This is a genomic window from Arthrobacter sp. sptzw32, assembly GCF_059089735.1.
Map to the genome: position 1 here is coordinate 1 of NZ_JBNHEZ010000008.1, position 23,529 is coordinate 23,529.

Consider the following 23,529-nt stretch of genomic DNA (forward strand, 5'->3'; position numbering starts at 1 on the left):
CACAAAGCTCAAGGGCCTGAGCCCGGTGCAATACCGGGCCCAGGCCCTCGCGGCCTAGAATCCCACTTAGCCAGTCCAACCTCAGGGGACCAGTTCAGTCGGTGCCGGGACTACGGCTACGACTGAGAGAGCGTTTTGTGTTTTCCTGCAGTATCTGCAAGAGGGTTGCCTACAGCTGGAGGGTAACCGGCCGTGCCAGCCCGTTGACGGTGTCAACCGGCCACCGCGGATCCACCGTTAGGACCTGCAGGCCCGATTCGGTGAGCTGGACGGTGTCCTCGATCTTGACGCCAGGGCCTGACGGGTTCCAGGTGAAGGCCTGGTTGGGGACCACCGTGTCCGTGGCGGCCGCCGTGACGCGGGGGTCGCGGCCTGCATACCCGGCCGGTCCGCCCTGATGGTGCTGTTCCCACTGCCCGGCGCCGAAACCATGCCGCAGGTAGGCTGCCTGGATCTCGTTGAAAATGCGGTCCAGCCGGGTGCCGGGGACGGTGGCGTCGAAAATGTCGGCTTCCACGGCGGCGATGCGGGCCTCGGCGTCGCGCTCTTCCGGGGTGCCGGCGTCGAACCTTACCCAGCGGGTGATGTTGGCCACGAGGCCGTCCCTGCGTGCGCACACTACGGCCATGGCGCGGCGGCCCAGGGGCGAGTGGGTGGCCAGCGGGTGCCGGAAACCGCTGCGGCTGCTGCCGTTGCACAGTAGGACCAAGGGCTCGGCTCCGGCGGCGACAACCCTGGCGGCCAGGGCAGATACCAGCTCAAATTCGGTGGTTTCGGGGTGGGCCGCGGAGAGGACGTCCGTCATGATGGCTGCGACGTCTGCGCTGAGGCCGGAATAGCGTGCGCTCTCGGCCGGGAGCAGCTGCTGGCGGGCTGCGCGCAGCTCAGCGGCTACTGCTGCTTCGGCCAGCGGTGTGGAACCTCGGGCAGTGCCGACGGCGGCCGCTGCCTCGTGCAGGTTGCCGTACCAGGGCACCGAATGGAGGTTTACTCCGGACGGCAGTTCTTCGGCGGCGATGCGCCCGGCCTCATTGTTGAACGTGACCAGATGGTCGGCGTCGCGGTCCACGAGGACTGCCGCGATGGGATCGCCGGCCAGGCTGATGTGCATGCGGCTTCCGTCCAAGTACCAGGTCAGCGCAGTGTTGGTGGTAAGCAACAGGGAATCCTGGCCCTTGGCGTCGAGGATATCGAGCACACGGCGCCGTTTGACGGCGCGGTCCGCTACGGAGGCGGGGGCCACACGGAGGGCTGGAGCCGGAACGGGTTCTGTTGGAACCGGGTCCAGCATCGCGGTTCCGCTCCCTCCGCCCGGAAGCTGTGAGTTGTCTGCTGTTGTCTGGCTCATGAGCGGTTCCCCTGCCGGTTGATCAATGCTTCGACGTCTGCCGTGCCCAGAATGCCGTCGGCCACAAAAACGGTGATGCTGCGCTGCACTGGAACGCCCGGTTCAGCGATGACGGGGGTATCCCAGGCCAAGGACTGGCCCACCCCCGGGTAACCGTCCACCCGGACGAACCAGGGGTCGGTGGAACCTTCGGCGGCTACAAAAACGAGGGTGGCGCTGCCGTTTGGTGTGCCGGCCCCATCTGACCCGTCGTGGAGATCCCCGGCCGCGAACGTTCCGGCCCAAGCCAGCCATGGCGACACGGAGCCGTGCACTCCGGCTTCCCCGGCGCTGGCGGATGTCCACACCTTGGCACCGTCACAAGCGGGCAGCCGCCAGAAGAATCCGCCGTACCCGCCTTCGTGCCGGCCGTTGGAGCCGGGGCTGCCCAGGCTGACTGGCCGGTCACCGGCAGGGGAGAGGGCGAAATGCAGGGACAGCTGCCAAGCGGACGAGCTGAGGCCGGACCACGTCCAGGTCCGGTCCTCAACCAAAACCGGGATGCCGTCGGGGCCGTTCCAGTTCAGGGTCTCCTGCAGCCGTCCGCCCTGGCCGTCAGATCCTGCGTCTGTTTCTGCAACCGACAGCGCGGTGCTGCTGATGCTCCCGTGGTCCGCGCGCCAGACATACTGGCTTGCCTCCCGGGTATAGGTCCGGCCGCCCCAGAAGTTGACGCCGTCCACATCCTGCAGGGCCACCCCCACACCTAGATGCCACACGTGGTCCAGCGGCTGGTGGTCCGTCACCACGGTGCCCCGGAGGGTCCGGACCGGGTGCAGGTAAGGACGCGGTGAAGAAACGGCGCGAATGCGGCGGCCGTCCTGGTACTCCGCCACCGGCTTGCCGTCCAGCGTCAACGTCCGGACCGAGGACAGTTCCCGGGCCCACGGCACGCCCAGCTCAGCGAACGTGGCCTGCGCCTTGACGGCCCGCTCGATCAAGGGGCCAATTCCCTGCACTACCGGATGGGCGTCGTCGCCGTCGCCTTCCCATGTGATGTGGTCCGGGCTGATGGCCTGCGGGGCGGGCGCGGTGCGGATGGCCTCCAAGACCTTGGTGAACGCGCCGGTCTCTTCCAATGAGCACAGCAACGGGGCGCCCGTGGACCGGGCCTCCAAAAGGTTTTCCAGCAGATCGCTGCGGCCAAAGGTTTCCCGGCGCTCGCCGCCGGCAGTGGTGATGACCACCTCGTCCTCGGTGTAAAAAAACGTGATCTCGCCCCTGGTTCCATGCACCGTGACGGAGGGCGGCTCCTGCACCGGGGCACACAGAGTCAGTCCGCAAAGCAGTGTGGTGCCCCCGGTGGTTCGGACGCGGATGATGGAGGTGTCATCGCTTTGAGTCCCGTGCGCCCGGTACAGGTCCGTCTCCACCGACTCCACGTCCGCGAGCGTGTGTGCCCCGGCCATGCGGAGGGCGGTGGCCACGGCGTGGGCCAGTGCGTTGGTAGCCACACCGTCCACCACATCGATGCCGTCGAGGCTCCGCTTTCCGGCCCACCGGGAACGTTTGAAATAGGCCTTGTTTCGCACCCACTGGCCTCTCGCGCTTAAGCCGAGGACATCACCAATTCTGCCGGCTTGCACCAGGTTCCGGATGGCAGGCAACGCGTGGGACCCAAGGCTCTGGAAGCCCACCTGGACCAGCTGCCCGCCAGCGCTGGCAGCTGCCAGCACCTGATCAAACTGGCTGAGGGACGCCACCGGCGGCTTCTCCACGTAAACGTCCTTGCCGGCAGCCAAGGCCGCGAGGGCCAGGGGTGCGTGCGTCTGGATGGGTGTGGCAAGAATAACGACGTCGACACCCGGGTCCGCTGTCAGCAGCTGCGCCAGGTCTTCGAAGACAGCTACCGGCTCGGCAAGCTGTCCTTCCGCCGGCGGATTGGGATCGGCCACCGCCACCAACTTCAGGGCGCCGGCTTCCTCGAGCCGGGCCAGGTTGGCAAGATGGCGTTCCCCGAAACCGTGGACGCCCACCAGGGCTATCCGCGGAAGAGCCGACGGTTTGATAGCTGCCGCCTCAGTGCCTGGAGCAGTCTGGCCGGCCGGGCGGGTGGGATTTTCCGCGGTGGCGGACTGTTGAGTCATCAGGTTGTTCCTTGAGGGCTGAAGGTGGTTTGGAAGTCATTGGTGTCGGCAGTTGCAGCGCCGGACGCGTTGCGCTGCCCGCGGTGCAGCGCGGCGGACAGGAAGTCGAGCGCTTCCTCCTGCATAGGGGCCGTGAAAACGTGGCCGCCCGGCCAGAAGCTTCCGGTGTAGCTCCCATGCGGGTGCAGCGACTCCAGGATGCGGTGGGCTTCGCGCATGCCGTCCTCGGGAAACAACTCATCGGCCAGGGCGTACTGAACCAGGAGTTGGCTGGCCTCCGAACTTGCCGTGAGCTCCGGCCAGTCACCCAGGCGCCACAATCCCGGCGTCTGCAGCAGCCAGGAATGGGCGTCCAGGTGGGCTGGAAGAAGTGACTGGAAAGTGGTCATCATGCACGTCACCACGTAGCTGCGGATCCGTGGACTGAGCGCGGCAAGCGCCAGGGAGCGGCCACCGCCACCGGAGAACCCGATGCAGCCCAGCCGGTCCTGGTCCACGCCGGGCAGTCCGGCGAGGACCTCCAGGGCAGCCAGGTCGTCATGGGCCACCATGCCGGCCAGGCTGGTGCCCAGCAGGCCGGCCGTCTTGGCCACAGTTTCCTCGTGGAACGCAGCGGCGGCGTTGTATTCATCCGCATCGGAAGGCACGACGCCGTCCTCCCGCCACTGGGCCTGCCTCGCCTCCAGGGCCGAAGCGGTCCGCCACGGGGGAGTGGAGAGGTCGAAGCGGCGGCTGCCCCAGGCGAAGGTGTCGTGCGCGAGGACGGCGAAGCCCCGCCGGGCGACTTCGGTGGCGAGGGCACGCCCGTCGTAGTGCCCTGCCCGTGCGTTTTCCGCGGAAGGATGGGACTTCGGAAGCTCCACCAGCCGGTCCGCGCCGCCGAATTTGTTCCCGCCGTGGCAGTGCAGGGCAAGGACGCCGGGCAGGGCATGCGTACTGCCGGCCGGCCTTATCAGCCAGGCCGTAGTCCGGGGGCCGAAACCCACCTCCCAGCTGAGCTGGGAGGTGGTGACGCCGTCGTACGTCTCCTGCCAGTGCACTCTCACGTCCGGTCGCTGCGGCGCGCCCGGCACCCCGAGCGCGTCTGCCAGTTCCTGCGCCGCCGGAGTGGCGGCCTGGTACCGGGGGCGTTGCTGAGTGTAGGCAGGCCAGTCCCCGTAACCGGGGATGGCGCTGGGCCGCGCCGGCCGGGCATCGATGGCCGGTGGAGCGAGACTGTTCAATGGCCTGCCTCCTGTTCTCAAGTTGTTATAGGGGTAGCGCTGCGTGGCTGGCCCACGTTGCCAATATTCCGGCTGCTCTTCCGCAGCCAGTCGAAGCCGGCGCCAAGCTGCATTGTGTACGGTCAGCCACAAAGACTTATCGGAGACTAACATCAGTGTCCTGTCCCTCAGCGTGCGTTCTCGCATCGGTCTGCACACGATGCAGAAAACGCTTTCTCAAAAACTAACAAAGGGCTATACAAGAGTCAAGAAACCGTTTACTTTTGTACGGAGCCGCATTTGAATCCGGACCACCGACAAGGCGGAAACACCGGATGATCGCCACTCCTGGTCCACTTGTGACAGAAGCGCAGCCGGAGTGGCGCGCGTCCCCAAATCGCTCCGGCGATACCAAAACGTGGAGGCCACGATGACCAAAGGAGACCACATGGCCGCTAAGCACATACCCAGGGCACCGCGCCCGGCTGGAAAGCCGGCTGCAGCGGGCCTGCCGTACGGAACGGGGTTGCCGCAGTGAGCGCCATCAGTGAACTCAGCTCTATCTCCCGGCGGAAGGGTAAAGCCACCGCTGAGGAGAAGAAGGCCAACAGTCGCGATAACAAGGCGGCCTACATCTTCCTGCTGCCGTGGCTGGTGGGCCTGATCGCGATCACTATCGGCCCCATGCTGATGTCCCTTTACTTGTCCTTCACGGACTACAACCTCCTTCAGCCGCCCGAATGGGTGGGGCTGGATAACTTCACCCGGATGCTCACTGACGCGCGGCTGCACAACTCGCTCGGGGTGACCTTCGCCTACGTGTTCATCGGTGTTCCGCTCCAGCTCGCCGTGGCGCTGTTGATCGCTTTGGTCCTGGATAAGGGCCTGCGCGGACTGCCGTTTTACCGCTCGGTCTTCTACTTGCCGTCCCTGTTGGGCGGGTCCGTAGCCGTTGCCATCCTGTGGAAGCAGATCTTCGGCACCACCGGCCTGGTCAACCAGGTATTGGCGATGTTCGGCATCCAGGGTCCGGGCTGGATCTCAGATCCGAGCACCGCTCTTGGTTCGATCATCCTGCTGCACGTGTGGACCTTCGGTGCCCCCATGATCATTTTCCTGGCCGGGCTGCGGCAGATCCCCACCATGTACTACGAGGCCGCGAAGGTTGACGGCGCCACTACCCTCCAGCAGTTCTGGCGGATTACCCTGCCGATGCTGAGCCCGATCATCTTCTTCAACCTGGTGCTGCAGATCATCGGTTCGTTCCAGTCGTTCACCCAGGCGTTCATCGTCTCCGGCGGCAACGGCGGGCCCTCGGACTCCACGATGTTCTTCACCCTGTATCTCTACCAAAAGGGCTTCGGGCAGTTCGATATGGGCTACGCCTCCGCGATGGCCTGGCTCCTGCTGGTCATCATCGGCATCTTCACCGCCATCAACTTCATCGCTTCTAAGTATTGGGTTTTCTATGACGACTAACCTGGAGACGCTGCCCACTGCGGACAAGAAGTCCGCCGGTCCCGGCAAGCCAACGCACCGCCGCAAGCCCAAAGTCCGTGAGTCCCGCGGCACCCTGGCCTTCAGCCGGGCCCAGCGCAGCAAAGCACTGATGAAACACGCCATCCTCATCCTGGCCGGGGTACTGATGATTTACCCGCTGCTGTGGATGGTGGTGTCCTCGCTGCGTCCCAACGAGCTGATCTTCCGCGAGCCTGGCCTGTGGCTGAACAGCCTGGAGATGAGTAACTACACCTCAGGCTGGTCGGCCCTGACCCACCCCTTCGGGCACTACATGATCAACTCCGCCATCGTGGTGATCGGCTCGATCCTGGGCAACCTGATTTCCTGCTCGATGGCCGCCTATGCCTTCGCCCGGCTGCAGTTCACTGCCAAGAAGCTGCTGTTCGGCATCATGCTGCTGACCATCATGCTTCCGTTCCACGTGGTGATCGTCCCGCAGTACATCCTGTTCTCGCAGATCGGCTGGGTAAACACCTTTTGGCCGCTGATCGTGCCCAAACTGCTGGCAACCGAAGCGTTCTTCGTCTTCCTGATGGTCCAGTTCATCCGCGGCATTCCCCGCGAACTGGACGAAGCCGCCAGGATTGACGGCGCCGGCCACCCCCGCATCTTCCTGCGCGTCATCCTGCCCCTGATGGTCCCGGCCCTGGCCACCACCACCATCTTCACCTTCATCTGGACCTGGAACGACTTCTTCGGCGCCTTAATTTACCTGACGGACCCGGACATGTTCACCGTCCCCGTTGCGCTCCGGGCTTTCGTGGACTCACAGTCCGCCACGAGCTGGGGCTCCCTGTTCGCCATGTCCATCGTGTCCCTCCTGCCCGTTTTCCTGGTGTTCCTCTTCGGCCAGCGGTTCCTCATCAAGGGCATCGCCACCACAGGCATCAAATAGCCCCTGCCCGGTTAGCCTTGGCCGGCGGGCTTCTGCCGGCCAAGGTGCGGTGGACGCGCCCGGTACTCGGCGGGGCGTCTCCACCCGCTCAAAACAGTCGACAGAAACTCCTTGTAAGACAAGTTTAGGACTTGTAGTATTAGCTCCAGAAAGCGGTTTCCCGCCTTCACGCTTTCCCTCCCGCTCCTGGTTCGTTCCCCATCATCATCCCCTCGCACCTGATCAACCCATGATCAAAGAAGATCGGAGTACCCAGTGCCGCTTTATCCCCGCCCTGCGTCTGCTGCCAAGCCATCGGCAGATACACCGTCCAAGGGCGCACGCCGTCCGCTACGTAAGACCGGCCTCGTAGCAGCGGCTGCCGCCGTCGTTATGGCCTTGAGTGCCTGTGGCGGGGGAGCGGCTTCCGAGAGCGCCGATGGTCCCGTCGAGCTGCGCTTCTCCTGGTGGGGAGGCGACAAGCGTGCCCAGCTGACCCAGGAAGCCATCAAGCAGTTCGAGGCCGAAAACCCGAACATCAAGATCAAGCCCGAGTTCGGCGACTGGAGTGGTTATTGGGACAAGCTGGCCACCCAAGTGGCCGCGAATGATGCGCCGGACATCATCCAGATGGACGAGAAGTACATCACCGAGTATTCCAGCCGCGGTGCCCTCCTTGACCTTTCCAAGTACGAGATCGATACCTCCAAGCTCGACGAAGCGGCGCTCAACGCCGGCAAGAGCGAGGACGGACTGACCGGCATTGCGGCAGGCATCAACGCCGCCACCATCCTGGCCAACCCGAAGGTCTTCGAAGCTGCCGGTGTCCCGCTGCCCGACGACTCCAAGTGGACCTGGGACGACTTCGAAAAAATTGCCACCGAGATCACGGAGAAGTCCCCGAAGGGTACATACGGCGCCGCCGCCTACGGCACCGATGAGGCTTCCCTCGGTGTTTGGCTCCGCCAGAACGGCAAGTCCCTGTACACCTCCGAGGGCAAGCTGGGATTTGAACCGGGTGACATCGCCGAATGGTGGGAATTCCTGAAGCAGCTCAGCGAGAACAAGGCGGTCCCCACAGCGTCCGAGGTAGTGGAAGCTGAAGCCGCTCCGCTTGACCAGTCCGGACTTGCCACCGGCAAGAACGGCATGGCCTTCTGGTGGTCCAACCAGGCTCCTGCTCTGGAAAAGGCATCCGGGGCCGACTTGAAGATCCTGCGCTTCCCCACCAAAACCGGATCCGCCGCTGATGCCGGGCTTTGGTACAAAGCATCACAGTTCTGGTCAGCCTCCTCACGCACCAAGCACCCGGAGGAAACCGCAAAGTTCATCAACTTCCTCACCAACAACGTCAAAGCCGGCGAAACCCTCCTCGCCGACCGCGGCGTGTACCCGAACTCGGATGTCCGGGCAGCGATCGAATCCAAGCTGACCCCTGCGGACGTCAAGGTGGTCAAGTTCATCGACCAGATCAAGGATGAGCTTGGTGAGGCTCCCGCGCCGCCGCCGAAGGGTGCCGGTGCCATCCAGGAAATCATCAAGCGCTACACTTCCGAGGTTCTCTTCGAACGGCTCTCCACGGAGGAAGCGGGCAAGAAGGCACACGCCGAGATGGCGTCCGCTATCAGCAGCTAGATTTCACGCAGCCAACAACACCGCTTTGGACGTTGTGGGGGATGCCTCCCCATAACGTCCGACGGCGGGCGGCAGCTCCGTCCCGGTGGGAACCTTTGGGTTCCTGCCGGGACGGAGTTGTTTAAGGGCGGCCGCTACGGCCACGGAGACCATTTCCCAGGGTGGAAAACATCGCGTCATGCCATTCCGCCTACGTTTGCCTGGTGGCTGGTGGGAAGAGGCAGCGGAGGAAGCGCCGTCGTCGTACGTACAATCTCTCAAGAACGCCCGAGAATGGCGCAGGGCGCCGCCGCAGGAACCAAAAGGGTGTGCGATGGCGCCCCAGCAGTAAGGGTCAGTCCTCGGCAACCACCACAACGCTGCCGGCAGGCACAACCCCATCAAACGGCTGGTCGGAGAGCAGGTTAACGCCGGAAACCTGCACTGCACCGGCCGTACGGGAGTGATTCATGGCGAACAGGAAGCTGCGGCCGTCCTCCGAGCGCCGCCGGACCACCTCCACGCCCGGATCGGCAACGGCCGCGGGAGTGACGCCGGATTCCTCCAGCAGGCGGTCCACGACCGCCTCGATACCGTCCCGGTCCGGGAACGTGGCGAGGTACCACGCCGCCCCGTCGCCCACCGGGCGCCGGGTCAGCGACGGCACGCCCTCCAGGGGATATTCAGTGAAGGTCTGGACCGCTTCGGCGCCGGCGAGGTGTACATGCTCGCTCCAGATGGACGAAACGCCGCCGTCGCTCAGTTTCAGCTGCCCGCCGGCCAACAACGGATGGAATTCCTCCACACGAACACCCAACAGTTCCCGGAACGCGCCCGGGTAGCCGCCGAGCCGCACATGGTCCTTCTCGTCCACGATCCCGCTGAAGTAGCTCACCAACACGGTGGCGCCGCCAGCAGCGGCCGCGGCAACGTTGGCAGCGGCTGCATCGGTGACCGAGTACAGGGTGCACACCAGGACGAGGTCATAACCCTCAAGCGCGGCGGACGGGTGAACCAGATCCACGGACACGCCACGCAGGAACAATGACCGGTGGAAGGCGCGCAGAAGGTCCAGGTACTTCACGTCCTGGCTCGGCTTCGAGTCGATTTCACTCGCCCACCAGGCCTCGTAGTCGAACACAATTGCCGCCCGCGCTTCGACCCGTGACCCGCGCACCGGCGCCAGCCGCTTAAGGGCAGTGCCGAGGTCAACCACCTCGCGCCACACGCGGGTCTCCCGCCCGGCGTGGGGCACCATGGCCGAGTGGAACTTCTCCGAGCCCGCGAAGCTCTGCCGCCACTGGAAGAACATCACCGCATCGGCCCCGCGTGCCACATGGGCCAGCGAGTTGCGCAGCATTTCCCCCGGCATCTTGGGCTGGTTGCGCGGCTGCCAGTTGACGGCCGACGTCGAATGTTCCATCAGGATCCACGGGTCGCCGCCCGCAATGCCGCGGGTGAGGTCCGCACTGAACGCCAGTTCGATCTGCCGTTCAGGATCGGCGGCCACAAGGTAGTGGTCGTTGGCAATGACGTCCAGGTCCTTGGCCCAGTCAAAGTAGTCCATGGACTTGGTGGCACTGGAGGCCATGAGGTTGGTGGTGCAGGGGACCCCGGGAGTCACCTCGCGGAGGACGGCAACAAGATCACGGTAGAAATCCATGAGGACCCAGGAGTTGAAGCGCTGGAAGTCCAGCTGCTGGCCCGGGTTCAGGGTGGACGGGGCAACCCCGGGCGGCAGGATCTCCTCAAAGGACCCGTAGTTTTGGGACCAGAAAGCTGTGCCCCAGGCTGCGTTGAGCGCCGCGATGCTTCCATAGCGCCGCTCCAGCCAGGAGCGGAAAGCGGCGGCGTCTTCTTCGCCGTAAAACTCTGAGATGTGGCAGCCCAGCTCGTTGTCCACGTGCCAAAGCGCCAAGGCCGGATGGTCCTTGTAACGCTCCGCCAGCACACGCGTGATGCCGCGTGCGTAGCGGCGGTAAACGGCCGACGACGGCGAGTAGTGCCGCCGCGAGCCCGGTCCCAGCACGGTTCCGTCCGCCGTGACGGGCAGGATGTCCGGATGCTTCCGTACCAGCCATGCCGGGGGAGCGGCCGTGGCGGTAGCCAGGGCCACCTTCACGCCGATACCGGCGAGGTTGTCCATCACCTCGTCCAGCCAACCGAAATCGTACTTGCCCTCTTCGGGCTCCAGCAGTGCCCAGGAAAAGATGCCGACACTAAGGAAGCTCACTCCGGCTTCCTGCATCAGCTCCAGGTCTTCCAGCCGGACGCTGACCGGCCACTGTTCGGGGTTGTAGTCGCCCCCGTAGGCAATACCTTCGATGTTGTTCCAGACGCTGGCCGGGCTGGAGGTTTCCTGCAAAGTCATGGGACTCCTTTGTCTGCTGGGAGGATGTATCTGGCTGGAAAGTCAGTTCTCTGGAAAACGCTTGCCCATTTTGGTGAATGCCGATATTGTATCGTTTCAGAAGCCGTGTAAGCCAGCTCACTACTCGCGTTGTAGGTCGGGCGATTGGGGTTGCACACATCGAGCAAGGAGGCTCTCATGATCAACAGAAGGAATTTCCTCACCACCGTAGCCGTAGGCACCGCATCTGCCGCGGCGCTGGCGGCCTGTGGGACAGGCGCGAGCACCAGCGCCGGCGAGACCGGCTCGGCCGAGAAGCCTGTCACCATTAACTACACCTGGTGGGGCAATGACGACCGCGCAGAGCGTACCCGCAAGGCCATCGCACTGTTCGAGTCGAAGAATCCGGACATTAAGGTCAATGGAAACTTCACCGACTTCGCCGGTTACTGGCAGAAGCGTGCCACCGAGGCCGCCGGCGGCGGCCTGCCGGACGTCATGCAGTGGGACCTCTCCTACCTGCGCGATTACGGCCAGCGCAACCAGCTCCTGGACCTCGGCACCGTCAATATCAACACGGACGCGTTTGAGAAGTCCCTTCTGCCTTCGGGCCAGATCAAGGGCAAGACCTACGGCATCCCCACCAGCACCAACGCCTTCGCGGTTTACTACGATCCCGCCAAGCTGGCCTCCCTGGGCATCGCTGAGCCCACCGGCAAGTGGACCTACAAGGAATTCAACGACTTCCTCACCGAGGTTGGCACCAAGAGCAACGGCGCCCTGTTTGGTTCCACGGACTACACCGGTATCTGGTGGATGTTCAACATCTGGCTCCGCCAGAACAACATCGAGGCCTTCACCGAAGACGGCAAGCTCGGCTTCACCAAGGACGACATGAAGAAGTGGTGGAACACCACCGCCGGCCTCCGTGGCACTCCCGCCATCGCTTCCGAGGAACGCGTCACCCAGCTGGCGCCGAAGTCCGCCTTCGGTTCCAATGTCACCGCCTCGGAAGTCACCTGGGACAACTTCATGGCCGGCTACCTTGCGGACAGCGGCGCGAAGGAACTCAAGCTTGTTCCCGTTCCGTCTGATGACGCGGACAACCTGGGCCTGTTCCTGAAGCCGTCCATGCTGATGGTTGCCAGCGCCAAGACCAAGTTCAAGGATGCTGCCGCCCGCTTCATCGACTTCATGGTCAACGACCCCGAGGTGGGCCAGATCTTCAAGACCTCCCGCGGTGTGCCGGCGTCCAAGACCCAGCGGGACGGCACCACCTTCGAAGGTACCGACAAGCTCGTGGTGGACTACGAGAAGTCCATCGAGCAGTACCTCAAGGACGCGCCCGAGCCGCCCATCGTCGGTTTCGGAACCCTTGAAGCTTCCTTCAAGCGCGTCAGCTCGGACCTGAACTACGGCAAGCTGACCATCGACGGTGCAGCGGACGCCTGGTTCAAGGAAGCCGAAGACCTCATCAAGCAGAACGCCTGAGCAGCGTATTGTCTGCCCGACGATCACAAACTGACGGATTGAACTCGTGACTCAAAGCCCAACATTGAGCAGGCGTTCGGCGTCCTCCACTCCCACGCTGCCGCGCAAGTCGCGGCAGCGCGGGGCGGATGCCCGAGCCGGCTACACCTTCCTGCTGCCCTGGCTGCTGGGATTCATCGCCCTCACTGTTGGGCCCATGATTTCCTCGCTCTACCTGTCCTTTACCAACTACAACCTTTTCGATCCGCCCAAGTGGATCGGCCTGGAGAACTACACCACCCTCTTCCAGGACGAACGGTTCCTGCAGTCCGTGGGCGTGACCGTGGGCTACGTGGTGTTCGGTACCCCGCTCAAGCTCGCCGCGGCACTGGCAGTGGCCATGCTGCTGAACAGCAAGCGACGCGGACAGGGCTTTTACCGCTCCGCGTTCTACGCCCCGTCCCTGATCGGAGCCTCCGTCTCCATCGCCATCGTTTGGAAGGCCATGTTCGGCGACGCCGGTCCGGTGGACCAGGGCCTGTCCTTCTTCGGGATCAACCTCGGCGGCTGGGTGGGCAACCCGTCCATGACCATGCCGATGTTCATCCTGCTGACCGTCTGGCAGTTCGGTGCCCCGATGGTGATCTTCCTGGCCGGCCTCAAGCAGATCCCGGCGGACCTCTACGAGGCTGCTTCCATGGATGGTGCAGGCCCGGTACGTAAGTTCTTCAACATCACCTGGCCCATGCTCTCCCCGGTGATCTTCTTCAACCTGCTGATGGAAACCATCCACGCGTTCCAGATCTTCGCCTCGGCCTACATCATCTCCAACGGTGAAGGCGGCCCGGCCGGTTCCACCCTCTTCTACACCCTCTACCTGTACCTGCGGGGCTTCAGCGACTTCCGGATGGGCTACGCCTCAGCGATGGCCTGGCTCCTGGTGATCGTCGTCGGCATCATCACCCTGATCTTCTTCCGCACGTCCAAGTCCTGGGTCCACTACAGCGGTGATGCAAAATGACAACCATGGCAACCCCCACCCAGTCCATCCCGGACGCGCAGGTGCCGCACTACAACCCGAAGTCTGAATCTGTCGGGGCCAAGCGGGCCAAGAGCACCCTCTTCCATGTGGTGGCCCTCGGACTGACTGCAGTGGTCCTGTACCCGGGCCTGTGGATGATCGCCTCCTCGTTCAAGCCAAACTCCGAGATCGGCGGCGCGAACACCTCGCTGTGGTCGAGCAACTTCAGCTTCGATAACTTCGTCACGGCCATGGAAGGCATTGGCGGGGTATCCACCCTGCAGTTCTTCACCAACTCGCTGATCCTGGCCATCGGCGCCGTAGTGGGAACCATCCTTTCCGCGAGCGTGTCAGCGTATGCGTTTGCCCGGATCAAGTTCCCCGGCCGCAGTATCTTCTTCGGCATGATGATCGCCACCCTGCTCCTGCCGTTCCACGTGGTGATCATTCCGCAGTACATCGTGTTCCAGCAGCTCGGCCTGGTGGACACCTACGTGCCGCTGCTGATCGGAAAGTTCCTCGCCGCCGACGCGTTCTTCGTGTTCCTCATGGTCCAGTTCATGCGCAACCTGCCCGGTGAGCTGGACGAGGCCGCAAGGATCGACGGCGCCGGCCACGTCCGGATCTTCACCTCCATCATGCTGCCGCTGATGAAGCCGGCCCTGATCTCCACCTCGATCTTCTCCTTCATCTGGAGCTGGAACGACTTCCTTGGCCCGCTGCTCTACCTGAACACCCCGGAAAAGTACCCGCTGCCCCTGGCCCTGCGGCTCTTCGTGGACCAGACCCAGTCCTCGGACTACGGCGCCATGATCGCCATGTCCGTCCTGGCCCTGCTGCCGGTACTGATCTTCTTCCTGGTGTTCCAGCGCTACATCGTCGAAGGCGTCTCCACCCAGGGCCTCAAGGGCTGACGGAAACCGAGACAGAAAATGAGTGTCATGGACAGCACCACCCCAGCCCCCGACCACCACGAACCCGTTCCGGTGAACCGCTTCGCGCTGTTCTCCGAGACCCTCCTGGCCGGAGTGCTGGTGCTGGTGCTGTCCATTCCCTTGGTGACCATCCCCGCTGCGTACGCGGCGGGGATCACCCACCTGGAACGGCACCTTTCGGGCCGCGACGATTCCGTCCGCGGCCTCTGGGACACCTTCAAGGCTGCCCTGCCCGGCAGCTGGAAGCTGGGAATTACGACGGCGGTTGCCGCCGTCGTGATTGTCCTTAACCTCTTACTCGCTTGGGTGGGGCAGTTGCCGGGCCGGGAAGTGGTCCTGCCGGCCACCCTGGTCCTTGCTGCCGGGGCCGCGATCCTTCTCCTGCGCACCACAGCCGCATGGGCTGACTTTGCCGGCTCCCGGGCCGAGGCCGGCAGCGCCTGGGGCTCCGCACTCGCGACCGGCCAGGCACTGTCCCTCAACGACTGGACCGGGTCCCTCCTGCTCGCCGCTGCGCTCTTCGGGGCAGTGGTGTTCGTCTGGATGCTTGCCGCACTCTTCGTGGTGGTTCCCGGCACCCTGATCCTCGCCGCCGCAGCGGTGAAACTGCGGTCCACCCGCGCCTGAACAGCTGCGAACACCCCTGGTTTGCCCATTCCTATTTGAGTTGAGTCCGACGTGTCTTCCGACCGCCAGCGTTCCGAACAGTCCCTCATCCCTTCGACGGGCCAACCCCCGTGGTACCAGCCCCTGAAGCAGCGCAACTACCGCCTCTTCCTGGCTCTGGTGTTCACCGGCGGCGTGGGGGTGTGGATGCAACGGCTGGCCCAGGACTGGCTGGTGCTGCAGCTGACCGGCAGCCCCGCCGCCGTAGGCGTGGCAGTTGCCCTGCAGTTCCTTCCGATGCTGATTGTGGGGCCCCTCAGCGGCCTGCTCGTGGACATGTTTCCCAAACGCCGCATCATGATGGTCTGCCAGGCTGTCATCGCCTTCCTCGCCGTCGCCCTCGCGGCGTGGGCTGCGAGCGGGACCATTACCGTTTGGGCTGTTTATGCCAGTTGCGTGGCGTTGGGCCTGACGTCGGCCATCAACCAGCCTGCCATTGCCGTGTTCGTCAATGAAGTCGTCGGTGACTCCGCCCTCAGGCCCGCTATCGGCATCAACAACGCGATCGGCCAACTGGGTGCGATGGCAGGGCCCGCGCTGGCTGGAATAGTAATCTCGCAAGTTGGTTTAGCCGCGGCGTTTGCCGCCAACGCACTGCTGTGCCTGCTTGTACTGTCCCTGATCGCCGCCATCCGCCCGGCCGAGCTGCATCCGAGTATCCCGGCCGAACGGGGCCGGGGCCAGCTCCTGGCCGGGTTCCGCTACGTCCGCGAACGGCCCTCGCTGCTGCTGATCATTGCCCTGGCCGGGCTCCTGGGAATGTTCGGCATGAACGGGCCCGTGGTGCTGGCCGCCTTCGCCGAACGCGTGTGGCACAACGGGGTTGAGGGATTCGGGCTGTTCAACACCGTCAGTGCGCTCGGCGCCCTTGCCGGTGCACTGCTGGCAGCGCGTCTGCGGAGCCTGGGCCGGAAGGGGATAGTGCTCGCCGCAGGCTTTTTTGGCCTCACCCAGCTGGTTGCGGCCCTGATGCCCAACATTCACCTCTTCACGGTGATGCTGGTGGTGGTGGGCCTGATGACCCTGCTGTTCCTGACCAGCGCCGCCACCGCCGTGCAGCTGGAGGCCGGCCCGGAAATCCGGGGCCGCGTTATGGCCCTGTACCTGCCCCTGCTCCTGGGCGGGCACGCCCTGGGCGGCCTGCTGGCCGGCTGGTTGACGGAGCAGTTCGGGGTGCGCCTGGGGCTCGTGGCCACCGGCGCGCTGGGCATGCTGTCCGCAGCGGTGATCGGGTTGCTGCTGTGGTTGAATGCCCGCCGCAGCGGCCCCTCGCCTTCATCCGCCACAAAGCCGTAGCCTGTCGCGCGGGCCCGCGACCGGTCAACCCGCGGGGTGCCGGACAAGTCAGGAGACTGGCAGTCCTAAGGAGTGGGGTGCCGTTACAGCCCAGGGCAACCCCAGTTCACTGAAGGTGGCATGCTGCCCGGCTGCATGCTCCAAGGCCTCCTCGATGCCGGTCACCACCGCATGCGCGGCATCTCCCTCACCCTCCCAACGGACGTACGCCTCCTTGATGGGCGCCGGCAAAGGCGCGGTGCGGATGGCTTCCAGGACGAGCATAAAAGCGCCGCTGTGCAGGAGCGGGCTGATCAGCGGAGTGCCGCTGTTGCGGTGGGACAGCAGGTTTTCCGTCAGGTCGTCCCGCCCGAAGATCTCTTCCGAACGCCCCTCCGCTGTTTCCACTGTGAGGCGGTCCTCGGTGTAGTGGAACACGGCCGAGCCTTTTGAGCCCTGAAGGGTAACGTAAGGCTCCACGGACTCCGTGGCGCAGAGGGTGAGCGCGCAGGTGATGGGCAGTCCGGAGCTGGTCCGAATCCGGATCACGGAGGTATCGTCCGATTCGATCTGGTTGGCGCGGTAAAGCTCGGTTTCCAGGGAAGCGATGTCCGCAGTGGTGCGGGCCCCGGCAATTCTCAGGGCTGTGGCCACCGCATGCGCCAGCGGATTGGTGGCCACGCCGTCCACCACGTCCACGCCGTCAATGGTCCGCTTCCCCGCCCAGCGGGACCGCTTGTAGTAGGCCCGGTCCCGGACCCAGCGACCGGTAGCCGAGATGCCCTGGAGGGTACCGATGGTTCCGTCCGCGAGAAGCTTTTCGATGGCTGTGAGCGCATGGGAGCCCAGGCTTTGGAACCCGATCTGGACACTCCGGCCGTTGGCTGCGGCGGCATCGCACAGCTGGTGGAAGTCCGCCAGCGACGCGACCGGCGGCTTTTCCAGGTAGAGGTCTGCCGCCGTCGCCAGTGCCGCGAGGCCAAGCGGGGCATGGGTCTGAATGGGCGTGGCAACGATAATGACATCCAGCCCGCTGGTCCCTGCCAGCAGTTCGGCCAATGCCGGAAACACAATGGTCGTCCCGGGGACTGAGCCGGGAGCAGGGGGATTGGGGTCAGCGACGGCAACGAGTTCGACGACGCCGGCCGCCTGAAGGCGTTCCAGGTTGCGCAGGTGCTGCGTGCCGAAGCCGTGGACGCCTACCAGCGCCACCCGTGCAGCCGGCGCGGGACGGTGCTCCGCGCCGGCTCCGGTGGAAGCTTGCAGGGCTGCCGTCACTGATGCGTGGTGGTCCCCGCGCATGGTCGTGGCGACTGTGCCGGTTGGCGTTTCCATGGTGCTCCAATCCGCCCGGACAGGGCACGTGTATCAGCGCCAGTGCGGCAAGCGCTTTCCCGGAACTAGTGTGCGGCAGGAACACCCCTCACGTCCAGCCACCTGCAACTTGTGCACGAGCGCTCTTTGCGGCGTACCGGAACCTGGTGGAGCAGCTTTAGCGGTGTCCTGACTTTCGCCAACCGAGCCAGTTGACGGCTTCCAAGGCAATGCCTTCGGGTACCGTGTGCGGGCCGGGGAACTCCCGGTAGGTGACGTCGTAGCCGTCGGACTGAAGCACGGGCACAAGGCGGCGGCTGGTGCGGTCGACCGGCAGGACGGCGTCGTTGTCTCCGTGCGAAACGAAGATTCGGGGCCTGCCGGTGCGTGGGACCGGGGGGACAAATCCCGGTGAGAAGGCGAGGACCCTGGAAAACAGGTCGCCATTGGCCAAACCAAGGGCCAGTGCGTAGGAAGCCCCGTCCGAAAAACCGGCCACGGCGACCTGGCCCGGTTCCACCGAAACCAGTTGGAAGATCCGTTCGAGGGCGCGGTTGATGGTCCGTACGTCAGGGCCGAAGGCGCCTCTGATGCCGTCCCACGTTGAAGCCCGGGAAGAGGGTGCAGCTAAAACGATGCCTTCTGTTTCTGCGTGGGCGGACAGCAGCGCCAAGCCTCCCGCAGCTTCGCCGCCGGCTCCGTGGAGCAGGAGGATAAGTGAAGCCGGCTGGCCGGTCCGCAGCCCGGACGGAACATAGAGCACGGTGTCCCGCACAGGTTCCGGGCCCAGAACCTGCTGCCCGGCGGCAGGCGGCTCCCCGGGCCCGCTTCCTGGCCGCGCAGGCAAGGCCGCGGAATTCAGTGCCGTTTCCTTGTGACGTTCCATTTCTTCTCCTGAACAGGCCGGCAGCGCCGCAGCCAACGCCACCGCTCCCGCCCCCAGCAGGAAACTGCGTCGGGAAGGCACGATTCAGCCACCGCCCGCCCTAATGGCTGGTGGTTCCTTTGCGGGACTCGAGCAGGGGCGGGATCCAGCGGTCCGCGGCGACACCCGTGGCAATGGAGTAGACGGCTTTATGCAGCACATCAACAGCCTGCTCCCGGGGAGTCCAGGTGGTGGGAGGAGCCCCCATGCCGGTGGCATTTTCAAGGGTCTGGTCAAAGGCGAGCCGTACAGCAGTGTGCTTGGTGTTGGCCAGGGTACCCCGGATCCCTGTTGCGGCCCACATGCCGCGGAGTGATCCCAAAACTGCCCCGGTACCCCAGTGCATGACGTGGTTCCACACCAAAGGTTTCTCCGCCTGTCCGGGAGTCCTGCCCAGCAGCGCGAGGAGAGTCCGCGCCGGCACGTAGGAATTGGGCCGCTTGGTGACAAGCTGTTCGGCCTTCTCGGCGGCTGTCATCGCCGCTACTCCGGCAAGGCCGCACACCGCACCCCTGCCGGCGGCCGCCAGCAGTCGCCGTCCCCTTGATCCATGCTGCATGTGTTGCTCCAATCCGCCTCGGGTACGTATACGGTTCCGCTGGTACGTACCCAGCAGGGCGGAACCCCTAACCTCCAAAGGCAGGCCGGGGTCAGGCCGCGGCTTCCAAAGATAGTTCCTGGACCGCGGACTCCAGGGCATCCATATCGAACCAGGCGGCGGGCATGACTTCATGGATGAAGGCATCAAAGTCAAAGGGGTGGCAGTGCCCGCCGTGGTTCCAGTAGAGGATCCAGAGATCGATCAGGCCGAGGTCCTTGCGCTGCAGCAGGTGTCTGGCTGTGTGCCGCAGGTCATCCATAACCAATCCTTGCTTCTGCTACCCCCGCGCCACAAGGGCAGCCGCGGTGTTGGCCACAAGAGATTTCCGGCGCGGCGTTACTCGGGGAGGGCCGCCGAAGAGGGCAATGCCCCGGCGATGATCTGCTGCAGCTGCTGCGCACTGCTTGCAACACTGCCGCCGGCGTCAATAACGGCAAAGCTTGGGTACCAGGGCAGCTCCAGGTAGGCCTTCCGGAACCGCTGGAGGTCCTCCAGGTGTTCCTGGTCTTCAGCCCTAAGGGCAATCCGTTCGTACGCCAGCTCCGCCGGAATGTCGAAGTACACCACTGCCTGCGCCCTGGGCAGTACCCCCAGCAGGGCTTCGAGCATCCGGCGGCGACGGATGCCGCGGGCTTTCCGCAGTGCCAGCTGGCAGTACAAATGCCTGTCCATGATGACCAGCCCGTCAAAGCGCGCTGCGCGCAGGTGGTTGATCAGGACGTTGAAGACCCGGACAACGGTTTCAAGGACGTCCGCCAGTTGCACAGGCAGGGGCACGTGAAAGCGGTGGGCCAGGGCAGAGATGGTTTTCCGCCCCGAGTAGTTGCCCAGGACCAGTACGGGCGTCCGTGGGAAAAGTTCCTTCACTGCCTGTGCGGCAGATGTTTTACCTGCACCATCAATTCCCAGCACGACAATAAGGGCGGATGGTCGCCTCGCTCGTTGTGTCATGTCTCTTTCTTACAAGGATGCACTGTGCCTGCGGTTCGGGGAGCCTGTGGGCGGGCTGTGAGAAGAGGCAACAGCGCTGCCCGGTCAAATAGGAGCAGAATAGGTGAGTCTGCACTGGGAGGGAGACTGGCATGGAGCCGGTAGTGGTCAATGGTGGCAAGGGCACAGTGGAGTTGCGCTCCGATGGCGTCATCCACCTTATCTGGGAGCCGCAAGTCCGCATAGAACATCATGACGCCCAGGCGGCCATGGCGGCTGTGAACGAGATAGCAGGTGACAGCACTTTCCCGATGTTGGTGGACATGGCCACCACGGAAAACGTCACCAGGGCGGCCCGTTCGGTGTTCTCCGTCCCCTGTGCGGCGAACCGGATCGCGCTGCTGGGTTCCAGCCCGGTGGACAGGATCCTGGCGAACTTTTTCCTGGGCGTGCACGTTCCGCCGTGCCCCACCCGCTTCTTCACCTCCAGGACGGACTCCATGCAGTGGCTGCAGCAGGCCGGCTCGGTGTCTTGAATTAGTCCGCCCCAAAGCAGCCGGTCAGCCCGCCGGCTTTGCGGCCGTGCTCTGCCGGACCACCAGTTCCGGGGTGAAGATGACCGCGCGGTGCCGGGGGTACTGGGCTTCGACTTCTTCAGCCAGGAGTTCGATTGCCGTCCTCCCGAGGGCCTCGGTGGGCTGCCGGATGGAGGAGAGCGGAACCACGGCGGAGGCGGCGAAGTCAATATCGTCGTAGCCGATCAACGCAATGTCCTGCGGTATCCGGAAGGTGTGCGTCATGGCGAGCGACTGCATAACGCCGAGCGCCAGGAGGTCGTTTGCGCAAAAAATTCCATCGGGGAGCTCGCCGCGCTCCCGCTCCACCAGCGAATTGCCGACGCTTCGGCCGGCCAGGACGGTCTGGCCCTCGGAGACCAGCACCTCCAGCGTCGCCTCCGGCTCCTTCTTCACCGCCCGCTGGGCGCCCTGCAACCGGTCCGCCACCTGCCGGATGGACGTGGAGCCGCCCACAAAGGCGAGCCGACGACGGCCGGTATCCAGCAGGTGCCGGGCGGCCAGGTACCCGCCGGCGTCGTCATCAACGGCCACGGAACTGAACTTTTCCTCGTCAGCGAGCCGGTCCACCAGCACGGTGGGCACGCCGCGCTCGCGGAGGAGGTTCAGGCGTTCGGTGACATCGCCCACGGGGGAAATCAGGAGGCCCTGGACGCGCTGCTCCTGGAAGAGGTCGATGTAGTTGGCCTCCCGGCCGGCGTCGTGCCCGCTGTCGCCCAGCAGCACCGCGCTGCCCTGGAGGGCGGCGGCATCTTCGGCCGCCCGGACCACGGAGGTGAAGAACGGGTTTCCCACGTCCAGGACGATCAGGCCAATGGTGCGGCTGTGGCCGGCGCGGAGCTGGCGGGCGGCATCGTTGCGCACGAAACCCAGTTCGTCGATGGCGCGCAGCACCCGTTCCTTTGTCCTCTGCGAGACCCTGTCCGGGTAATTCAGGACATTCGAAACCGTGCCTACCGCCACACCGGCATGGGTTGCTACGTCCTTGATGCTGGCTGAGCGGTTCATGTTTCTCCGTGCTTGTGGGCCGGGCAACTGCGCTTCCCGGTTTTACTGAAGAACAGGGCCAGGAATGCTTGACACCTGCTCAAGTACAAGAGTACGTTGAATCGTAACAATGAAACGATTCAAAGATTTGCGAGTTCAGGAGAGTTCCACATGAGGGTGTGCTTCCGTTCCTCCGTCCAGCCGGCGTTGATGGACGAATACCGCCGCCGCCATGCTGCCGTGTGGCCGGAGATGCTCCGGGCCCTTAAGGAAGCTGGCTGGAACAACTACTCGCTGTTCCTCGGCGAAGACGGGCTCCTGATCGGCTACCTGGAATGCGACGACTTCGACGCCGCCCGGTCCCGCATGGCCCTCGCGGACGTCAACGCCCGCTGGCAGGCGGAAATGGCCAAGCTTTTCGAGAACACCGACCAGGCGCCCGACGAGGGGTTCCAGGTCCTCGAGGAAGTCTTTAACCTCGACAGCCAGCTGGCGGCGGCAGAGTCCTCCGCTCGCTGACACCACCGGGCTCTCCAGCAGCGGGACCGCACCGGGAAACGTCAACACCAACCAGACCACAGCAACCAGACCACAGCCCAACAAGACACCGGGAAAGAACCACCATCATGAATAACGTAGCAACGGCGCTGGGCAGGCTCGAGGAGCTTGCCATCGAGGTCCCCTCGTGGGCTTATGGAAATTCCGGTACCCGATTCAAGGTTTTCGGGACGCCCGGCACCCCGCGCACCGTGCAGGAAAAGCTTGCGGATGCGGCGAAGGTGCACGAGCTGACCGGTCTGGCACCCACTGTTGCCTTGCACATCCCGTGGGACAAGGTGGATGACTACGCCGCCTTGAAGGAATACGCCGCGGGGCTGGGCGTGGGCCTTGGCACCATCAACTCCAACACCTTTCAGGATGATGAATACAAGTTCGGGTCGCTGACGTCCTCGAACGAGACGGCGCGCCGGCGCGCCATCGACCACCACCTGGACTGCATCGACATCATGCACGCCACGGGGTCGAAGGACTTGAAGATCTGGCTTGCTGATGGCACCAACTACCCAGGCCAGGATGACATCCGCGGCCGCCAGGACCGCCTTGCCGAATCCCTGCAGGAAATCTATGCCGCCCTGGGCGCCGAGCAGCGCCTGGTGCTCGAATACAAGTTCTTTGAACCGGCGTTCTACCACACCGATGTTCCCGACTGGGGCACCTCCTACGCCCAGACCCTCGCGCTCGGTGAGAAGGCGTTTGTCTGCCTCGACACCGGACACCACGCTCCCGGCACCAACATCGAGTTCATCGTGATGCAGCTGCTGCGCCTGGGCAAGCTCGGCTCGTTCGACTTCAACTCCCGCTTTTACGCTGATGATGACCTGATTGTCGGTGCGGCTGACCCGTTCCAGCTGTTCCGCATCATGCATGAAGTGATCCGGGGCGGCGGCTACGGCCAGGATTCGGGCGTGGCGCTCATGCTGGACCAGTGCCACAACCTGGAGGAAAAGATCCCCGGCCAGATCCGCTCGGTCCTGAACGTCCAGGAAATGACCGCCCGCGCCCTGCTGGTGGATACGGAAGCCCTTGCAGAAGCGCAGCGCTCCGGGGACGTCCTGGCCGCCAACGGCATCTTCAACGATGCGTTCTACACCGACGTCCGCCCGGTCCTTGCCGAGTGGCGGGAATCCCGCGGCCTGCCCGCGGACCCGCTGGCAGCGTTTAAGGCCAGCGGTTACCAGAAGAAGATCAACGAGGACCGCGTGGGCGGCCAGCAAGCCGGATGGGGCGCATAAGA

At 64.4% G+C, this 23,529-nt stretch carries 21 protein-coding genes and 1 pseudogene; 11 read left to right on the top strand and 11 right to left on the bottom strand.

Features of this window, described 5'->3' with window-relative positions:
* Window positions 1-169: 169 nt before the first annotated feature.
* From AC5RVN_RS14940 to AC5RVN_RS14950, 3 genes are read right to left on the bottom strand one after another with little or no spacing between them, the layout of a single operon-like run.
* Complete coding sequence (locus AC5RVN_RS14940; RefSeq protein ID WP_494138569.1) at window positions 170-1,291, bottom strand: M24 family metallopeptidase; 1,122 nt, start codon at window positions 1,289-1,291, stop codon at window positions 170-172.
* A 53-nt stretch (window positions 1,292-1,344) separates the two neighbouring features.
* Window positions 1,345-3,474: a DUF6807 family protein gene (locus AC5RVN_RS14945; protein WP_494138445.1), complete on the bottom strand. Its 2,130-nt coding sequence runs from the start codon at window positions 3,472-3,474 to the stop codon at window positions 1,345-1,347.
* Window positions 3,474-4,697 (bottom strand): acetylxylan esterase, encoded by a 1,224-nt coding sequence (locus tag AC5RVN_RS14950; RefSeq protein ID WP_494138446.1) that lies wholly within the window; start codon window positions 4,695-4,697, stop codon window positions 3,474-3,476. Before AC5RVN_RS14950 ends, AC5RVN_RS14945 begins: the two co-directional genes overlap by 1 nt.
* A gap of 513 nt (window positions 4,698-5,210) precedes the next feature.
* Between AC5RVN_RS14950 and AC5RVN_RS14955 the strand changes: the two genes are divergently transcribed.
* The 3 genes from AC5RVN_RS14955 (at window position 5,211) to AC5RVN_RS14965 (ending at window position 8,706) form a co-directional block, all read left to right on the top strand.
* On the top strand, window positions 5,211-6,155 hold the full coding sequence (locus AC5RVN_RS14955; RefSeq protein WP_494041477.1) for a carbohydrate ABC transporter permease: 945 nt from the start codon (window positions 5,211-5,213) through the stop codon (window positions 6,153-6,155).
* Entirely contained in the window at window positions 6,145-7,092 is a 948-nt protein-coding gene (locus tag AC5RVN_RS14960; RefSeq protein WP_494041478.1) for a carbohydrate ABC transporter permease, read from the top strand. Before AC5RVN_RS14955 ends, AC5RVN_RS14960 begins: the two co-directional genes overlap by 11 nt.
* Before the next feature lie 255 nt (window positions 7,093-7,347).
* The gene (locus tag AC5RVN_RS14965; RefSeq protein WP_494041479.1) at window positions 7,348-8,706 is read left to right on the top strand and encodes an ABC transporter substrate-binding protein; all 1,359 of its coding nucleotides are present in this window, start codon (window positions 7,348-7,350) and stop codon (window positions 8,704-8,706) included.
* 334 nt (window positions 8,707-9,040) lie between these two features.
* Here AC5RVN_RS14965 and AC5RVN_RS14970 read toward each other — a convergent pair whose 3' ends face one another.
* Window positions 9,041-11,056, bottom strand: a complete 2,016-nt coding sequence (locus AC5RVN_RS14970) for a beta-galactosidase (RefSeq protein ID WP_494138447.1) — start codon at window positions 11,054-11,056, stop codon at window positions 9,041-9,043.
* 177 nt (window positions 11,057-11,233) lie between these two features.
* Here AC5RVN_RS14970 and AC5RVN_RS14975 point away from each other — a divergent pair, with 177 nt between their 5' ends.
* From AC5RVN_RS14975 to AC5RVN_RS14995, 5 genes are read left to right on the top strand one after another with little or no spacing between them, the layout of a single operon-like run.
* Window positions 11,234-12,526, top strand: a complete 1,293-nt coding sequence (locus AC5RVN_RS14975) for an ABC transporter substrate-binding protein (protein ID WP_494041481.1) — start codon at window positions 11,234-11,236, stop codon at window positions 12,524-12,526.
* Between the two features lie 46 nt (window positions 12,527-12,572).
* A complete protein-coding gene (locus tag AC5RVN_RS14980; protein WP_494041482.1) occupies window positions 12,573-13,526 on the top strand; it encodes a carbohydrate ABC transporter permease in 954 nt (317 codons plus the stop codon).
* Window positions 13,523-14,440 carry a carbohydrate ABC transporter permease gene (locus AC5RVN_RS14985; protein WP_494041483.1) on the top strand — a complete coding sequence of 306 codons (918 nt, stop codon included), beginning with the start codon at window positions 13,523-13,525 and terminating at the stop codon, window positions 14,438-14,440. Before AC5RVN_RS14980 ends, AC5RVN_RS14985 begins: the two co-directional genes overlap by 4 nt.
* Before the next feature lie 18 nt (window positions 14,441-14,458).
* Window positions 14,459-15,088 carry a Poxvirus protein I5 gene (locus AC5RVN_RS14990; protein ID WP_494105341.1) on the top strand — a complete coding sequence of 210 codons (630 nt, stop codon included), beginning with the start codon at window positions 14,459-14,461 and terminating at the stop codon, window positions 15,086-15,088.
* 51 nt (window positions 15,089-15,139) lie between these two features.
* On the top strand, window positions 15,140-16,423 hold the full coding sequence (locus tag AC5RVN_RS14995; RefSeq protein WP_494138448.1) for an MFS transporter: 1,284 nt from the start codon (window positions 15,140-15,142) through the stop codon (window positions 16,421-16,423).
* A 48-nt stretch (window positions 16,424-16,471) separates the two neighbouring features.
* On the opposite strand, the gene AC5RVN_RS15000 is transcribed toward AC5RVN_RS14995, so the two are convergent.
* The 6 genes and pseudogenes from AC5RVN_RS15000 to AC5RVN_RS15025 form a co-directional block, all read right to left on the bottom strand.
* On the bottom strand, window positions 16,472-17,737 hold the full coding sequence (locus AC5RVN_RS15000) for a Gfo/Idh/MocA family protein (protein ID WP_494138449.1): 1,266 nt from the start codon (window positions 17,735-17,737) through the stop codon (window positions 16,472-16,474).
* A 157-nt stretch (window positions 17,738-17,894) separates the two neighbouring features.
* Window positions 17,895-18,602, bottom strand: coding sequence for an alpha/beta hydrolase-fold protein (locus AC5RVN_RS15005; RefSeq protein WP_494138570.1), 708 nt, complete (start codon window positions 18,600-18,602; stop codon window positions 17,895-17,897).
* A 21-nt stretch (window positions 18,603-18,623) separates the two neighbouring features.
* Window positions 18,624-18,683, bottom strand: a pseudogene (locus AC5RVN_RS15010) (twin-arginine translocation signal domain-containing protein); the annotation flags it as partial.
* 19 nt (window positions 18,684-18,702) lie between these two features.
* The gene (locus tag AC5RVN_RS15015; RefSeq protein ID WP_494041487.1) at window positions 18,703-19,200 is read right to left on the bottom strand and encodes a hypothetical protein; all 498 of its coding nucleotides are present in this window, start codon (window positions 19,198-19,200) and stop codon (window positions 18,703-18,705) included.
* A gap of 91 nt (window positions 19,201-19,291) precedes the next feature.
* Window positions 19,292-19,501: a hypothetical protein gene (locus AC5RVN_RS15020; RefSeq protein WP_494105338.1), complete on the bottom strand. Its 210-nt coding sequence runs from the start codon at window positions 19,499-19,501 to the stop codon at window positions 19,292-19,294.
* Window positions 19,502-19,578: 77 nt separating this feature from the next.
* On the bottom strand, window positions 19,579-20,193 hold the full coding sequence (locus AC5RVN_RS15025; protein WP_494041489.1) for an AAA family ATPase: 615 nt from the start codon (window positions 20,191-20,193) through the stop codon (window positions 19,579-19,581).
* Between the two features lie 131 nt (window positions 20,194-20,324).
* Between AC5RVN_RS15025 and AC5RVN_RS15030 the strand changes: the two genes are divergently transcribed.
* Window positions 20,325-20,708 carry a DUF7793 family protein gene (locus AC5RVN_RS15030; protein WP_494105337.1) on the top strand — a complete coding sequence of 128 codons (384 nt, stop codon included), beginning with the start codon at window positions 20,325-20,327 and terminating at the stop codon, window positions 20,706-20,708.
* Between the two features lie 24 nt (window positions 20,709-20,732).
* On the opposite strand, the gene AC5RVN_RS15035 is transcribed toward AC5RVN_RS15030, so the two are convergent.
* Window positions 20,733-21,755, bottom strand: coding sequence for a LacI family DNA-binding transcriptional regulator (locus tag AC5RVN_RS15035; protein WP_494138450.1), 1,023 nt, complete (start codon window positions 21,753-21,755; stop codon window positions 20,733-20,735).
* A 150-nt stretch (window positions 21,756-21,905) separates the two neighbouring features.
* Between AC5RVN_RS15035 and AC5RVN_RS15040 the strand changes: the two genes are divergently transcribed.
* Window positions 21,906-22,253 carry an L-rhamnose mutarotase gene (locus AC5RVN_RS15040; RefSeq protein WP_494041492.1) on the top strand — a complete coding sequence of 116 codons (348 nt, stop codon included), beginning with the start codon at window positions 21,906-21,908 and terminating at the stop codon, window positions 22,251-22,253.
* Between the two features lie 107 nt (window positions 22,254-22,360).
* Complete coding sequence (gene rhaI / locus AC5RVN_RS15045; protein WP_494041493.1) at window positions 22,361-23,527, top strand: L-rhamnose isomerase; 1,167 nt, start codon at window positions 22,361-22,363, stop codon at window positions 23,525-23,527.
* Window positions 23,528-23,529 lie beyond the last annotated feature (2 nt).